The 15,361-nt window shown below is 64.6% G+C and carries 16 protein-coding genes; 6 read left to right on the top strand and 10 right to left on the bottom strand.

The window, feature by feature from the left end; genetic code table 11:
• The 6 genes from V3572_RS12280 to V3572_RS12305 form a co-directional block, all read right to left on the bottom strand.
• Window positions 1–449, bottom strand: a 449-nt coding sequence (locus V3572_RS12280; RefSeq protein ID WP_332111297.1) for a hypothetical protein, incomplete at its 3' end; no start/stop codon positions are given.
• Between the two features lie 18 nt (window positions 450–467).
• Window positions 468–1,544, bottom strand: coding sequence for a hydrogenase large subunit (locus V3572_RS12285; protein ID WP_332111298.1), 1,077 nt, complete (start codon window positions 1,542–1,544; stop codon window positions 468–470).
• A 5-nt stretch (window positions 1,545–1,549) separates the two neighbouring features.
• On the bottom strand, window positions 1,550–1,921 hold the full coding sequence (locus tag V3572_RS12290) for an NADH-quinone oxidoreductase subunit C (RefSeq protein WP_332111299.1): 372 nt from the start codon (window positions 1,919–1,921) through the stop codon (window positions 1,550–1,552).
• An 86-nt stretch (window positions 1,922–2,007) separates the two neighbouring features.
• On the bottom strand, window positions 2,008–2,451 hold the full coding sequence (locus V3572_RS12295) for an NADH-quinone oxidoreductase subunit B family protein (protein WP_332111300.1): 444 nt from the start codon (window positions 2,449–2,451) through the stop codon (window positions 2,008–2,010).
• A 34-nt stretch (window positions 2,452–2,485) separates the two neighbouring features.
• On the bottom strand, window positions 2,486–3,337 hold the full coding sequence (locus V3572_RS12300; RefSeq protein ID WP_332111301.1) for a respiratory chain complex I subunit 1 family protein: 852 nt from the start codon (window positions 3,335–3,337) through the stop codon (window positions 2,486–2,488).
• Window positions 3,331–5,247, bottom strand: a complete 1,917-nt coding sequence (locus tag V3572_RS12305; RefSeq protein ID WP_332111302.1) for an NADH-quinone oxidoreductase subunit 5 family protein — start codon at window positions 5,245–5,247, stop codon at window positions 3,331–3,333. The genes V3572_RS12300 and V3572_RS12305 overlap by 7 nt, the downstream gene beginning before the upstream one ends.
• A 466-nt stretch (window positions 5,248–5,713) precedes the next feature.
• Between V3572_RS12305 and groES the strand changes: the two genes are divergently transcribed.
• From groES to V3572_RS12330, 5 genes are all read left to right on the top strand, one after another.
• On the top strand, window positions 5,714–6,004 hold the full coding sequence (groES, locus tag V3572_RS12310) for a co-chaperone GroES (RefSeq protein ID WP_332111303.1): 291 nt from the start codon (window positions 5,714–5,716) through the stop codon (window positions 6,002–6,004).
• Between the two features lie 69 nt (window positions 6,005–6,073).
• Window positions 6,074–7,717: a chaperonin GroEL gene (groL, locus tag V3572_RS12315; RefSeq protein ID WP_332111304.1), complete on the top strand. Its 1,644-nt coding sequence runs from the start codon at window positions 6,074–6,076 to the stop codon at window positions 7,715–7,717.
• Window positions 7,718–7,934: 217 nt separating this feature from the next.
• Window positions 7,935–8,558, top strand: coding sequence for a phosphatase PAP2 family protein (locus V3572_RS12320; RefSeq protein ID WP_332111305.1), 624 nt, complete (start codon window positions 7,935–7,937; stop codon window positions 8,556–8,558).
• 150 nt (window positions 8,559–8,708) lie between these two features.
• The gene (locus tag V3572_RS12325) at window positions 8,709–9,134 is read left to right on the top strand and encodes a YidH family protein (protein ID WP_332111306.1); all 426 of its coding nucleotides are present in this window, start codon (window positions 8,709–8,711) and stop codon (window positions 9,132–9,134) included.
• Window positions 9,135–9,152: 18 nt separating this feature from the next.
• Window positions 9,153–11,807 (top strand): cobyric acid synthase, encoded by a 2,655-nt coding sequence (locus V3572_RS12330; protein WP_332111307.1) that lies wholly within the window; start codon window positions 9,153–9,155, stop codon window positions 11,805–11,807.
• Between the two features lie 209 nt (window positions 11,808–12,016).
• On the opposite strand, the gene V3572_RS12335 is transcribed toward V3572_RS12330, so the two are convergent.
• Window positions 12,017–12,424 (bottom strand): FmdB family zinc ribbon protein, encoded by a 408-nt coding sequence (locus V3572_RS12335; RefSeq protein ID WP_332111308.1) that lies wholly within the window; start codon window positions 12,422–12,424, stop codon window positions 12,017–12,019.
• Between the two features lie 514 nt (window positions 12,425–12,938).
• The gene (locus V3572_RS12340) at window positions 12,939–13,340 is read right to left on the bottom strand and encodes a MucR family transcriptional regulator (protein WP_332111309.1); all 402 of its coding nucleotides are present in this window, start codon (window positions 13,338–13,340) and stop codon (window positions 12,939–12,941) included.
• A gap of 494 nt (window positions 13,341–13,834) precedes the next feature.
• Between V3572_RS12340 and V3572_RS12345 the strand changes: the two genes are divergently transcribed.
• Complete coding sequence (locus V3572_RS12345; protein WP_332111310.1) at window positions 13,835–14,134, top strand: hypothetical protein; 300 nt, start codon at window positions 13,835–13,837, stop codon at window positions 14,132–14,134.
• A 268-nt stretch (window positions 14,135–14,402) separates the two neighbouring features.
• On the opposite strand, the gene V3572_RS12350 is transcribed toward V3572_RS12345, so the two are convergent.
• On the bottom strand, window positions 14,403–14,927 hold the full coding sequence (locus V3572_RS12350; RefSeq protein WP_332111311.1) for a hypothetical protein: 525 nt from the start codon (window positions 14,925–14,927) through the stop codon (window positions 14,403–14,405).
• A partial coding sequence (locus tag V3572_RS12355; RefSeq protein WP_332111312.1) for an ABC transporter ATP-binding protein occupies window positions 14,924–15,361 on the bottom strand: 438 nt, incomplete at its 5' end. The genes V3572_RS12350 and V3572_RS12355, both read right to left, overlap by 4 nt.

Consider the following 15,361-nt stretch of genomic DNA (forward strand, 5'->3'; position numbering starts at 1 on the left):
TCGGACGAGGTCTCGGGGGACGGCGAGGCCGGAGTGTCGCCGCCTTCCGGCGCGGGCGCGGCTTCCGCCCCAGGCGCGGCTGCCGCCGCCTTGGCTGCCGGGGCCTTCTTCTTTTTCGGAGTACCCTGAAGGTGGATCATCTCCCGCTCGGCCGAAGGCTTGCGGTGGGTGTTGTCCATGAAAAGGCAGTGCACCGGGCAGTGGTCCACGCAGATGGCGCAGTACACGCAGGCGAACGGATCGCAGTCCCACGTCCCGGCCTTGGCGTCCACGGTGATGCACTGGGACGGGCATTTCACCTGGCAGGTCTTGCAGAAGATGCACTCCTCGATGCGGTTGTCCAGTCTGCCCCGGTAGCCCTCGAAGGGCTCGCGAACGTCGATGGGATAGAGCCGCGTGGCGCTTTTGGTGAGCAGGTTGCGCACGACGTTTTTGGTCATGGTGAACATGGAACCGCGCTCCTTGTCTTAACGTTCGGTGCAGCTGATGCACGGGTCGATGGACAGCACCACCACGGGCACGTCGGCCAGTTCGATGCCCGGCAGCATGGCCAGAAGCGGCGGGATGTTGGCGAACGTGGGGGTGCGGATGCGCAGCCGGTCCAGGTTTTTCGTGCCGTCGGCCTTGATGTAGTAGAAAAGCTCGCCGCGCGGCTGCTCCACGCGCATGGTGACCTCGCCCTGGGGCTTGGCCTTGGTGGGATTGGCAATCTCGCCGCCCGGCATGCGGGCGATGGCCTGGCGCACCAGATCAACGGATTGCAGGGTCTCCCGGAAGCGCACCGCGCTTCGGGCGTAGGAGTCGCCGTCGGGCTCGGTCACCGGCGCGAACTCCAGGCCGCCGTAGGCCGCATAGTTCTCCTGCCGGGCGTCCTGGGCCACGCCGCTGCCGCGAAGCGTCGGCCCGGCCGCACCCAGCTGATAGGCCTGCTCGGCCGTGAGCACGCCCTTGCCCTTGGTGCGCTTGCACACGGTGTAGTCGGTCAAAAGCGTGGAGGAAAGGCGCTTGATGTCTTTTTCGGCAAGGGCCAGCTGCTCCAGTATCCAGGCGCATTGCTCCGGGGACAGGTCGCGGCGCACCCCGCCGATCACGTTCACCGACACCACCACCCGGTTGCCGCAGGTGGCCTCCATGATGTCCATGATCCGCTCGCGCACCTTCCAGCACTGCATGAAAAGGCTCTCGAAGCCGAAGGCGTCGGCGAAAAGCCCAAGCCACAACAGGTGGCTGTGCATGCGGTGCAGCTCACCCCAGATGACCCTCAGGTATTTGGCCCGGGGCGGAACGTCCAGGGAAAGCAGGGCCTCGATGCCCTGGCAGTAGCACACGGCGTGCAGGCAGGAGCAGATGCCGCACACCCGCTCGACGACCTGGATCATCTGGTTCACGTCGCGGACTTCGCACAGCTTTTCCAGGCCCCGGTGGACGTATCCCAGGGCGGGCACGGCCTCTAGGACGATCTCGTCCTCGACCACAAGCTTCAAATGCAGCGGTTCCGGCAGCACGGGATGCTGGGGACCGAACGGCAGGATGGTGCGGGCCATGTAGGCTATCCCTCGCTGGGTTTTGTTTGGGAGACGCTGAACTTGCAAAACGGCGAGGTGCGCACCTCGTCCTCCAGGTACAGGGTTCCGCCGAAATCCAGCACGATCCCGTCGAAACACACCCCGAACTGGTCGCGTATCTCGTTTTCCACCAAAAGCGCGGCGAAGTAGACCCCGGAGATGCTCGGCACGTTCTCGCCGCGCGGCACGGTCAGCCGGTAGTTCTCCAGATGCAGGTTCTTGTCGAAGTGGTAGAGGATGTCGAAGCCCGTCTGGCCCAGATCCACGCAGCTTAAGGTCAGCAGGCGGTATCCGGCGTCGAACTTTTCCTTGGCCAGGGCCACGAGCCCTTGGGCGGTGATGGGGGATGCGTCCATGTCAGGCGGCGTCCTTGTGATGTTGCCTCGTCCGGTGGCGCGGGCGCCGGGGTCGGCGTTTCGAAACGTCCCGGGGGTCGCGGCGCCTAGGCCGAAAGCCCCAGCTTGACCTTGACCGCCTCCAGGGCCTTGACCACGCCGTCGATGATGGCCTCGGGCCTGGAGGGGCAGCCCGGCACGTACACGTCCACGGGAATGACCTTGTCCACGCCGCCCACCACGTTGTAGGCCTCGCGGAAAATCCCCCCGGACAGGCCGCAGGCCCCGATGGCGATGACCGCCTTGGGGTCGGGCATCTGGTCGTAGAGATTTTTTAGGACATGCTTGTTGCGGTGGTTCACCGTGCCGGTGACCAGGAGCACGTCGGCGTGCTTGGGGTTGCCTACGTTGACGATGCCGAAGCGTTCGATGTCGTACATCGGCGTCAGGCAGGCCAGAACCTCAATGTCGCAGCCGTTGCAGCTGCCGCAGTCGAAGTGCATGATCCACGGCGATTTGAGGCGTCCCTTGTTGATCAGGTCTGTGAACATGGGTTCGGCTCTCTTGTGAAATCCCGGCTGGGGGTTAGGCGACGTACAGCCACAGGATGTTGACCAGCGACAACACCAGCCCCACGGTCAGGACCGAGCGCAGCATCCAGCGCCAGGTCATTCGGGCCATGACGTTGTCGATAAGTATCTCCAGGAAATAGGTGGCCGCCAGAAGGATCACCACGCCCAGGGCGCTGGTGGCGAAAAAAAGCGAACAGATGCAAAGCACCAGGACCACCTCGAACCAGTGGGCGATCTCCAAAAGGGCCAGATGCGGCCCGGAATATTCCGTGAGCACCCCGCGCACGATCTCCTGGTGGGCGTGCTGGCTGGCCGAGATGTCGAAGGGCGATTTGCGCAGCTTGATGGTCAGCACGTAGCCCAGGACGATGAACATCAGCGGCAGCTCATAGAGAAGCGGCGTGGGATGTTCGAGAATGGCCGTGATCCTGAAGCTGCCCGTGACCATGGCCATGGACACGAACACCAGGATCAGAAGCGGCTCGTAGGCCAGCATCTGCCATAGCTCACGCTGGCCGCCGATCTGGCTGTAGGGCGAGGGGGCGGACAGGGCGCCGACCACCAAGAACACCGCGCCGATGGTCAGGACGAAAAAGATCAGCAGCAGATCGCCCTGCATGAAGAAGATGAACACCGAGGTCACGGCGGCGGCCAGATAGACGTAGGCCGAAAGCGCCTGCCAGGGGTTGACCACCATCTTTTTTTTGCCAAAAAGCTTGAGCACGTCGTAAAACGGCTGCAATACCGGCGGGCCGTAGCGCGACTGGAGCCAGGCGGTGAGCCGCCGGTCCACCCCGGCCAGAAGTCCGCCCACCAGGGGCGTCAGCGCCACGGCCAAAAGGGCCAGGACGAGTTTGCCTACCACAGCACACCTCCGAGCATGAGCGCCACAAGCGCCAGGGCGGCCACATTGGCGTATCTGCCAAGCATCTCCTCGCCGAATATCCGGGGCAGGTAAGAATTTCCCGGGGTCGCCGCCACGGGCTGGTTCATGGGGCCGGTGAATCCCGGATGGCCGTCCACGTCGCGTTGGGCCCCGCACATGTAGGGGGCCGCGACATCGGCCGGGCTGATCCGACCGGCGGCCCGCAGGGCCACGACAAACCCGATGCCGAGAATCAGGAACAGGGGGTAGATCCAGAAGACGCCGCTGGCGTTTTCCATGCCGCCCGCGCTCACGGCGTATCCCGGGGCGGCGTAGTACATGGCCACCATGGGGGCCACCAGCCTGTTGTAGAGAAACGGCGCGCCAAGGCTTAAGATCACGGCGGCCCCGGCCAGGATGACCAGGGGCAGACGCACCGAGGGCGGCGCGGTCTCGCGCGGTGGGCGGCCAAAGGGCGTGGAGAAGAGCATCCCCGCCCACCTGGCCCAAAAAAGCACGGTCAGGGCGCTGCCCATCGCCAGCATGGCCACCACCAAAAACTGGGCCGAGGCCGATTCAATGGCCATCCACTTGGCCAAAAGCATGCCGAAGGGCGGCAGCATCATGGTCATGATGCCGATGGCGGTGATCACCGCCGTGCGCGGCATGGTCGCAAACAGGCCGCGCATGTCCTCGATGTCCCGGCTGCCGATGCGCTGTTCGATGAATCCCACGCACAGAAAGAGCAGGGCCTTGGACACGGCGTGGAAGATGATGAGCAGCACGGCGGCGGTGATGGCGGCCGGGGTGTTGATGCCCGCGCAGGCGATGATCAGGGCCAGGTTGGAGATGGTGGAATAGGCCAGGATCTTTTTGCCGTTGGACTGGCCCACGGCCATGGCCGCCATGACCAGGAAGCAGAACGCCCCGAAAAGCGCCACCAGGGCCGAGAGGTAGGTGCCCACGAAAAGCGGGGCCAGACGGACGATGAGATACACCCCGGCCTTGACCATGGTGGAGGAGTGCAAAAGGGCCGACACCGGGGTGGGCGCGACCATGGCCCCGGTCAGCCAGCTCTGGAATGGGGCCTGGGCGGCCTTGGTGAATCCGGCGAAGACCAAAAGGAACAGCGGGACCACCAACAGGCCCCCGGCCGAAATCTCCGGGGCCATGGCCAGAAGCGCCTGCAGGGACAGGGTTCCGGCCCCCTTCTGGAGCAGGATCAGCCCCAGGACGAAGGCCGCGCCGCCCACCACGTTCATCCACAGGGCGCGTTCGGCGTTTTTGCGGGCGATGTCCGTGCCGTCGTGCCCGATGAGCACGAACGAGCACAGGGTGGTGATTTCCCAGAAAAAGTACATCCAGGACAGGCTGTCGGCCAGAACCAGCCCGTTCATGGCCCCCAGAAACAGGATGATGAAGAAAAAGAACCGGGGCTGCCGGGATTTTTCCAGGTGCAGGTGCTCTTCATGCACCTTCATGTAGCCCAGGGCGTAGACGCCGATCAGCGAGCCGACCATGGAGATGATGGCCACCATGATCAGGCTTAAGTCGTCCACGTAAAAAGCCGGGGCTGCGGCGGCATGGTCGGCCAGAAAAAAGTCCAGGAAGGCCAGCCCGACGATCTGGCCCAGGGACAGCCAGACGATGAGCTGGTTTTTCAGCCGGACGCCGAGAAAGACGATGATTCCCAGCAGCGTGAAATCGCCCACGGTCACCAGGGCCTCGAAGATGGGCGAGGCGCCGAGGGTGAACGGCCCCTGGGAGAGCAGACAGGCCGAGGCCGTTATCAGGACCAGGGAGGTTGCGACCATGATCAGTTTGCGCGGCGCGGCGCCTCGGGCCAAAAAGGCCAGGACGGCGGCGAAAAACGGCAAAAGCACGGTTGCGAAAACCAGGGTGTCGCGCATGGACGCCTCGCTTGGGGGGTTGAGGGCGTTTTGATCCGCCGACCGGGACAGGGCTGCCGGGCATGGGCCGCCCGGGGCGCCGCCCGGATCGCCGCCTGGGGCGCTGCGGCTGGCGGAGGGTGACACGTAAGACGCTAGTCAAAACCCGTCTCCGGGTCAAGAGGGTGAAAAAAACCAGGTGGATGTCATTCGCGCGAAGGTCGCGAAAAAAGGTTCCCCGCGTGCCTCGGGCCGGGCGATATCCTGCGGGGGAGGCCGCGCCGGGCGTGCTGGGCGAGGGCGTTTCGGACAGCGTCCGGGGGGACGTGAGTTTTCAGGAGTGTGAAAAAAAATTGGGGTGGCGGCACTTTTTTTCTTGCCTTTGCGGGAATCGTAGTTAGATTCTCTCCCGCCTGAGACTGGCACTCGACCCTTGCGAGTGCTAACAGAAAACACACATCAAAACACCCAACGGAGGTCATACCACATGAAGCTTAAACCGCTTGGCGATCGCGTTCTGGTGAAGCGTCTCGAAGAAGAGACGGTTACCAAAGGCGGCATCATCATCCCGGATTCGGCCAAAGAAAAGCCCATGAAGGGCGAGATCAAGGCTGTGGGCGACGGCAAACTCGGCGAAGACGGCAAGCGCATCAAGCCCAACGTCAAGGCCGGGGAACTGGTGCTTTTCAACAAGTATGCCGGGACCGAGATCAAGGTCGAGGACGAGGAGTTCCTGATCATGCGCGAGGACGACATCCTCTGCATCATCGAAAAATAGCGGCGCGTGAAACCCGTCTTCGCATTTTTTTCATTTCCCACCATTTTCGAAAAGTAAGGAGAGTCATCCATGGCCAAAGAAATTCTTTTTGACGCCCGGGCCCGTGAACGTCTCAAAAAAGGCGTGGACAAGCTGGCCAACGCCGTGAAGGTCACCCTTGGACCCAAGGGCCGCAACGTGGTCATCGAGAAGTCCTTCGGTTCCCCGATCATCACCAAGGACGGCGTGACCGTGGCCAAGGAGATCGAGCTCGAAGACAAGTTCGAGAACATGGGCGCCCAGATGGTCAAGGAAGTGGCTTCCAAGACCTCCGACGTGGCTGGCGACGGCACCACCACCGCCACCATCCTGGCCCAGTCCATCTATTCCGAAGGCGTCAAGCTGGTGGCCGCCGGCCGCAATCCCATGGCCATCAAGCGCGGCATCGACAAGGCCGTGGAGGCCATCGTGGCCGACCTCGAGACCCTGGCCAAGCCCACCCGCGACCAGAAAGAGATCGCCCAGGTCGGCACCATCTCCGCCAACAACGACGCCACCATCGGCAACATCATCGCCGAGGCCATGAACAAGGTCGGCAAGGAAGGGGTCATCACCGTCGAAGAGGCCAAGGGCCTGGAGACCACCCTGGAAGTCGTGGAAGGCATGCAGTTCGACCGCGGCTACCTGTCCCCCTATTTCGTCACCGATCCCGAGAAGATGGTCTGCGAGCTCGACGAGCCGCTGATCCTCATCAACGAGAAAAAAATCACCTCCATGAAGGATCTGCTGCCGGTTCTGGAGCAGGTGGCCAAGATGAGCAAGCCCCTTCTGATCGTGGCCGAAGACGTGGAAGGCGAGGCCCTGGCCACCCTGGTGGTCAACAAGCTGCGCGGCACCCTGCAGGTCGTGGCCGTCAAGGCCCCGGGCTTCGGCGAGCGCCGCAAGGCCATGCTTGAGGACATCGCCGTCCTGACCGGCGGCCAGTGCGTGTCCGAAGATCTGGGGCTTAAGCTCGAGAACATGACCCTGCAGAGCCTGGGCAAGGCCAAGCGCCTGATCGTGGACAAGGAAAACACCACCATCGTCGACGGCGCTGGCGATCCTGAGAAGATCAAGGCCCGGGTCAAGCAGATCCGTGCCCAGATCGACGAGACCACCTCCAGCTACGACCGCGAGAAGCTCCAGGAGCGCCTGGCCAAGATCGTGGGCGGCGTGGCCGTCATCAATGTCGGCGCGGCCACCGAGACCGAGATGAAAGAGAAGAAGGCCCGCGTCGAGGACGCCCTGAACGCCACCCGCGCGGCCGTGGAAGAGGGCATCGTGCCCGGCGGCGGCGTGGCCCTGGTGCGTTGCGACAAGGCTCTGGGCAAGCTCAAGGCCGCCGACGACGACGAGCAGGCGGGCATTCAGATCGTGCGCCGGGCCATTGAAGAGCCCCTGCGCCAGATCGCCCAGAACGCCGGATTCGAAGGCTCCATCGTCGTGGCCAAGGTCAAGGAGAGCAAGGACGGCAGCATGGGATTCAACGCCGCCACCGGCGTGTACGAGGATCTCATCAAGGCCGGCGTGGTCGATCCCAAGAAGGTCACCCGCATCGCCCTGCAGAACGCCTCTTCCGTGGCCTCCCTGCTTCTGACCACCGAGGCGGCCGTGGCCGAGAAGCCCGAGCCCAAGAAGGATATGCCCCCGATGCCGGGCGGCGGCGGCATGGGCGGCATGGGCGGCATGTACTAGCCCGCGCCCAGACTGCGCAATCGATCATGACCGGGGCCGGGGGAAACTCCGGCTCCGCAGACAGCTTACGAACCCCTTCCGGTTATGCCGGGAGGGGTTTGCTGTTGACTGGCCGCAGCGCGTTTTGTGTCGGGACGGGCGGATGATCCCGGCGGCCTGGGCAGTGCGGCTTGTCCCTGCCCCACGGTTCGGATAGGCTGGCGCCCATGGAGGTTTCATGAAGAGCAGGCTCCTTATGCAAACCGTCAAAGCGGCCCTGGCGGTGACCGGCCTCATCACCCTGTCCTTTCTTTTCTTCGACCGCCCGGCGGCCTGGTTCGCCCAAGGCCTCAGGCCCTCGGCGGTGTTCGACCTGGCGAAATACGTAAGCCTTGCGGCCGACGACACGGTCTTTCTTTCCCTTGTGGCCGTGGGCCTGGCCGTGAGCGCCGTGAATCTCCTTGGCCCGGCCCCGAAGGCCTGGGCCCGCGACCTCCTGTGCATCTGCCTGGCGGTCTGTGCGGCCACCGCCCTGACGGACTGCCTGAAATTCGTGTTCGGGCGCTGTCGTCCGGCCCTGTTGTTCGCCGAAGACGGCTACGGTTTCACCTGGTTCACCGCAAAAAGCGGATTTACGTCCTTTCCCTCGGGCCATACCACACGGATCTTCGCCCTGTGCGCCGTCCTGGCCCTGCGCTTTCGCCGTCTGGCCGGGCCGTTTTTTTTCGTGGCGGCCGTGGTGGGGGCCAGCCGCGTGTTCGCCCTCAGGCACTTTCCCTCCGACGTGCTGGCCGGGGCCTTCGTCGGCGTCACGGCCGCCTGCTGGGCATGGGCCCTGCGCAGGACCGATCCCGGGGCCTGAGCCCTCCCGCCGCCCTCGCGCAGCGTCCACGAAATGCGGGCATCCGAAGGTTTTGACGATAGCGTAGTGTGCACCACGGCCCGGGACCGGGTTTGCCAGGGCCTGCCCAATTGGCTATTGCCTCGCACTGACCACCAAAGGGAGCCCGCCATGAACGAGTGCAAAACGCCGGTCACGGTCTTCGACCTGACCAACCCCCAGGTGCTTCTGGCCTGGCAGCGCAACCATCTGGCCAACGAGCGCACCTTTCTGGCCTGGTGCCGCACGGGGCTGGCCCTTTTTGCCTTCGGCTTCGTCATTGAGCGGTTCGATTTTTTCATCCGCCAGATGCAGTCCCTGCCCATGTTCGAGGGCCTGACCCGCAAGCACCTGCACACCGAGGCCATAAGCCTGACCACCTTCGCCGTGGGCGTGGCCGTGATCATCATGGCCGGGTGGCGCTTCGCCTATGTGCGCCGTCTCATCAACCGGGGCGAACAGCAGTTTTCGGCCCTGCCGGACATGCTGTTCATGATCTCCATCATGGCCATCATCATCAGCCTCTTCGCCGCGTTCTGGCTGCTGGTGGCCAGGTAGCCCACGGCCCACGCCCCCATGACCCACGGCGCCCCCCCTGCCCACGGCGGCCACGTCCTGGCCCTGGCCGCGTCCTGCGGCCGCGATCCGGCGGACATCCTGGATTTTTCGGCCAGCATGAACCCGCTTGGGGCCCCGGACTCCCTGCGCCCCATCGTCAGCCGAACCGTGTCCGACCTGATCCGCTATCCCGACCCGGACAGCGCCGGGCTCCTGGCGGCCGCCAGCCGCCGCTACGGCGTCCCGGAGGAAACGCTTTTGGCCGGAAACGGCACCAGCGACTTGCTCTTCGCCCTGGCCAGGGCGGCCCGGCCTCGTCATGGACCGGGCGGCCCGGATGCCGCGGATAGGCCGGTCTGGTCCCGGGCCGTGGTCGCGGCCCCCTGCTATGTGGACTACCGCCGGGCCTGCGAGCGGGCCGGGCTGGCCGTGACGCCCTTTTTCACGTCCCCGGAGGGGGAGTTCGCCCTGGATTTCACGGCCCTTGAGGCCTCGCTGCCCGAATCCCCGGCCCTGGTCTTTCTTGGGCGGCCCCAAAACCCCACGGGGCGAAGCTTCCCTGACGCCCCCTTGCGGGCGCTGGCCGCCAGGCGGCCGGACTGCCTGTTCGTGGTGGACGAGGCCTTTGCCGATTTCGTGCCGGATTTTTTCAGCCTGACCCGGGAGCGCCCGACCAATGTGGCCGTCTTTTTGTCCCTGACCAAGTCCTTTGCCGTGCCGGGACTGCGCCTGGGCCTTTTGGCCGCCGAGGCGGCCCTGCGTGGCCGGGTGCGGGAGCAACTGGCCCCCTGGCCGGTCAACGCCCTGGCCCAGGCCGTGGGCGAGGCCTTTCTCGGGGAGGCGGCGTTTCTGGCCCGCACCCGGGTGGAGACGGCCCGGCTGCGGGAGGCCCTGGCCCGGGGGCTGGCGGAGCTGCCCGGGGTGCGCGTGTTCCCGTCCCAGGCCAATTTCCTTCTGTGCCGCCTGGAGGGCGGGGAGGATGCGGCCCTGGTCCTGCGCGACCGGCTTTTGGCCGGGCACGGTCTGGCCATCCGGGCCTGCGCCGATTTCGAGGGCCTGTGCGGCCGCTTTTTCCGGGTGGCGGTGCGAAGCGGCGAGGACAACGCCCGGCTGCTTGCGGCCATGGGCCGCCTGCTTGATCCGGCCCGGCCCTGTCCGCTGCGTCCGGCCCGGCCGGCCCGAACCCCGGCCATCATGTTCCAGGGCACGGCCTCAAACGTGGGCAAGTCCGTCCTGGCCGCCGCCATGTGCCGCATCCTGCATCGCCGGGGTCTGTCCGTGGCCCCGTTCAAGGCCCAGAACATGTCGCTCAATTCCGGGGTCACCCCGGACGGCCTGGAGATGGGCCGGGCCCAGATCCTCCAGGCCCGGGCCTGCGGGCTGGCCCCCGAGGCGGCCATGAACCCCGTGTTGCTCAAGCCCTCCTCGGAGACCGGCGCCCAGGTCGTCGTCCTGGGCCGCCCGGTGGGCAACATGGAGGCCCGGACCTATTTCGCCCGCAAGCGCGAGCTGTTCTCCACGGTCACGGCGGCCTACGACGGCCTGGCGGCCCGCCACGAGGTCATGGTCCTGGAGGGCGCGGGCAGCCCGGCCGAGATCAACCTCATGAGCCACGACATCGTGAACATGGCCATGGCCGCCCATGCCGGGGCGGCGGTGCTCCTGGTTGCGGACATCGACCGGGGCGGGTCGTTCGCGGCCCTGGCCGGGACCATGGAGCTTCTGCCCGAGGCCGACCGGCGGCGGGTGTGCGGGTTCGTGCTCAACCGCTTCCGGGGCGATCCCAAACTGCTGGGGGACGGGCCGGATTTTTTACGTCGGCTGACGGGGCGGCGGGTGCTTGGGGTGGCGCCGAACATCGCGAACCTGGGGCTGCCCGAGGAGGATTCGGTGTCGCTTAGGGCCGGAGAGCTTTTGCCCGTGCGCCGGGACGCCGACCTGGACGTGGCCGTGATCGATCTGCCGCACCTCTCCAATTTTACGGACTGCGACGCCCTGCTGGTGGAGCCGGATACGGCCGTACGCCTGGTGCGCGCCCCGGGGGAGGTGGCTGGCGGCCATCTGCCCGACGCCCTGATCCTGCCCGGCAGCAAGAACACCCTGGCCGACCTGGCCTGGCTGCGGGACACGGGTCTGGACGTGGAGATCGCGGCCTGCGCCGCCTCAGGACGGTGCGAGGTGGTGGGCGTCTGCGCCGGGATGCAGATGCTCGGCGACGAGGTGCGCGACCCTACGGGCCTGGAGTCGGGCCGGGAGCGGGAGGCGGGGCTTGGGCTTTTGCCCCTGGCCACGGAGCTTTTGGCCGAAAAGACCCTGCGCTTCGTGACGGCCGTCCATCTGCCGAGCGGCTTGGCGCTGGCGGGCTATGAGATCCACCACGGGGTCACCCGCCCGTCTTGCGCCTCGGGGCTTGTGGAGGTCGTGCGTCGCCAGGACGGCCAGGCCCTGGGCCATGCCCGTCCGGACGGGCTGGTGTGGGGGTCGTATCTGCACGGCCTGTTCGACGCCGACGCCTTCCGCCGCGCCTGGCTGGACGGCCTGCGCCGCCGCAAGGGCCTTGCCCCCCGGACGATCCCCACGCCTTACGACCTGGAACCGGCGCTTTCCCGGTTGGCCGACGTGGTGGAGGCCAGCCTGGACATGCAGGCTGTGGAGGCCGTGCTCGGGCTGTAAGGCCTGGCGCATCGCTTCGCGCCGGGACGACGCAGAAAAATGTACAGGCAGGCCGCGGCGCAGCCGGGCCGTAAGCGAGGGATTTCGTGCCTTTCCGCCCGGCGGCTCTGCCGCCGCTTGCGGCGCAAAGCCCCGGTTTGTTGAAACCGGGGCTTTGTCATCAGCCTGGGCTGGCGGCTGGTGGCGGCGCAGTCGCGAAAGATCGGGAGCTACTTGGCCGCAGCCGCGCCGCAACCGCTGCACGCGGTGGAGCAGGACGCGGCGGCCGGGGCCTTGTCGCCCGACGCGCCCGACGTCCCGGATGCGCCCGATGTCCCGGAAGCGGGGGACGCGGCAGATGCGGAATCGGACCCGGCAGACGCGGAATCGGACGCTGCGCCGCCGTCCTTGGCCTTGGCGCCGCTATCGCCGTTGCCGCCCGACTCGGCCCCGCCATGGCGGTTGCAATAGTCGGTCACGTACCAGCCCGAGCCCTTGAGCACGAAGGAGGTGTTGGAGATGATCCGCTTGGACTCTCCGCCGCAGGTCGGACAGGCTTCCGTGCGTTCTTCAAAGCCGCTTTGAATCTTTTCAAACACCTTGTCGCAGTCCTGGCAGCGGTATTCATAGATCGGCATGTCTTTTCTCCACGAGATGCATGGCTTACGTGATCGGTTCTCCGCCGAAGCCCCGTCGGGCCTGCGGCGCCGGTCCCGTATTCCTTTGAAAGCGTGCGGCGCTATTGCCTTAACAATTTAAAATCATTTGGTTTTTACGAAAAATGCTGGCACTTGGCGTGTGCGAGCGCCAAATAGATAATCGATGAATCGTCCCAGTCAAGGGGGCAAGGCCCGGTTATTTTGGCGGAAATCAAGAAAATTCGGCTGGTTGTGGAAAAAATACGGGTGGCGAAGAAAAGATGGCTTACCGGGGAAGCCAGGGCGGGGCGGTGGAGATGGGTGACGCCTGTCGCAGCCACGACCCCGGCAGGAGAAATGTTCCTTCCCCCCGCCAGGGTCATGTCTGCAGGATCATGCCGCGCCGCTCGACACGTGTCCGCTGCATCCGGATACGATCATCTCGTGCGGACTTTCTCTCAACATCCCGTCGCTTTTTTCAGGAATCCCGCGCCGGGCGGATGTTTCGGACGCGCTACTTTTTTTTGGTTCTTTTCTCCCACAGCTTCATCTCTTTCATCTTCTTGCGACGTTCACGCTGCAACTCTTTGCACACCAGGGGCAGGTTCTTGGCATACCCCCATTTTTCCCTGTATTCGGCGGGCGTCATGCCATACTTGGCCAGATGCCGCTTGGTCAGAATCTTGAAAGACTTTCCGGATTCAAGACACACAATGCTCTTTTCCCGAATGGCCTTCTTGGGGTCCATGATCGGGGCCTTCTCCTCGACTTCCGTTTCCGGAATCGTGCCTTCGCTGATGTTCTTGATGCCTTCAGCCAGTTTTGTGACCATGGAGGTAAGTTCCTCCTCGGTCATGGTGCGCACGCTGGCTTGAGCCTTGACGATGTCAAGGGCTTGTTTCAGATAATCATCCATGGTGACCTCCCGTCGCCGAATTGCGTTTTTTTCAAAGACTCTGTTTCATTGTAAAGAACTTTTTCCAATGCGTTGTCAAGAAAAATGTTTGCATTCCACGCATAAAAGTGAGCTTATACCTTTTCAAGGATATAGCTGGTGTTTGCACGGGGCTATGCGTTCATCGGGCGGCCCGGGACTGCGATACACTCCCCGGGTTGCGGGGAAAAAAAGCATGGCCCATGCCGCATATGGCGTCGCGTAAAGAACGCCGTTCACGGTATGAGCCGGGAGCCGTCATGGAAGGAGGATGTCGCAGGGGCCAGTCAGCGTTTCGCGGATGGTGGAAAGATGCGGCAAAAGGACGCAGTCTGGACACACGTCAGGCGTGGCGGCAGGGGGGGCCGGGTGGGAAAGGGGAGGTTGCAGGCGAGGGCGGTGTTGACAGCGGAGACGCTTTACGGAAAATTGCCGTATTGCCCTGAAACATGCGTAAAAACCGATGGAGAAACCACTTGAACCGTTCGTGCGTGCTTCTTGTGACGGTCCTTTTTCTGGCCGGATGCGGCCACCGCTGGGTCAATTCCCAGATCACCGACCCGGCCCAGGCCAAGGCCCGCCTGGCCAGCGACACCTCCTATTGCAGGGATGTCGAGAACCTGCTGGAACAGCGGGTCAACATCCAGGACCGGGTCTCTTTCGATCCCACGGTCGTCGGCCAGATGTCCAACTATTACAGCAATTATAAGATAGAAAACACCAGGACCGACGTGTTCGAACGGTGCATGAACGACCGGGGCTGGACCGGGCTCTAACGGCGTATGGCGCGTTGCGCATCATCCGTTTTCGCCAACGGTGCGGCGTGCGCAGCACGGGAGGCCGATGTCGACGGATGCGGCCTGAACCCTGCCGCCTGCCCGGGACGCCGGGTGGAGGCGTCCGCAGCAGGACGAAGGCGATGCGGCAGTATTTTTTAAAGAAGAAGCAGTTCCGTCAAAAGAATGTTCCCGAAATCCTCCTGTGCCAATGCGGCCAGGCGGATGTCGGGAACACGCGTTTGTGCGAATCCTGCCGGGCGCAAAACTAATGGACGCCGCCCTGCTCGGGTTTCTCCACGTTGCCGCTCCCGGCCAGCCCGGCGGCGAAGCGGCGCACCTGTTCGCTTGCCCGCCAGCCCTCGTAGTATTCGAACCATTCGTCCAATTCCCGCACTCGCTCGTCCATGATGGCCTCATGGCTGGTCAGCCACATGGCGAAAAGCCGGTTCTCAAGCTTGAAGGCCTCGCTGTCGAAGGCCTGGGATAAAATCCCCGGAGCGTAGCGGCTGACTTCCAGATTGCGGAACACGAACTCCCCCACCACCCGCTGGGAGGTTTCGTAGTCCGTGGGCTTGGCCGTGATCTCCTTGAGGAATTCGGCCAAAAGCGGCTGGTTTTTTTCCGCCGCCAGGATGCGTTCGGCCGGGATGTCGAGAAACACCTGGCCGTCGCGGTCCACGGCGAAATAAAAGCGGGCCCAGTTCTCGGCGGCCAGCACCTTGAAGATGTCGCCCACGGCGGCGTTGAGGTCGGTGGAAGGGGCCTGGGGCGTTGTGGTGGGGCAGTTCATGGGGTCTCCTTGAGGCAACGGACGAAGTGTCCGGGTGATGTTTCGAGAAGCTTGGGGGACGAAATGGCGCATTCCGGCATGGCCTCGGGACAGCGGGGGTGGAAGACGCATCCCGGAGGCGGGGAAAAAAGGCTCGGCGCATCGCCTGCCAGGGGGGTGCGGGCGGCATGGCGTCTGGCCGGGTCCGGAATGGGGGCGGCGGCCAGAAGGGCCTTCGTGTACGGATGGGCCGGGCTGTCCATGAGGGTGTCCGTGGCGGCCAGCTCCATGATCCGCCCCAGGTACATGACCGCCGTGCGGTCGCTGATGTGGCCGACCACGGCCAGGTCGTGGGAAATGAACAGGTAGGCCAGTCCCAGGCGGGCCTTGAGGTCCCCCAGGAGATTGATGACCTGGGCCTGCACGGATACGTCCAAGGCCGACACCGGCTCGTC

Origin of the sequence: Desulfolutivibrio sp. (genome assembly GCF_036584575.1) — a bacterium.
Lineage (GTDB): Bacteria > Desulfobacterota > Desulfovibrionia > Desulfovibrionales > Desulfovibrionaceae > Desulfolutivibrio.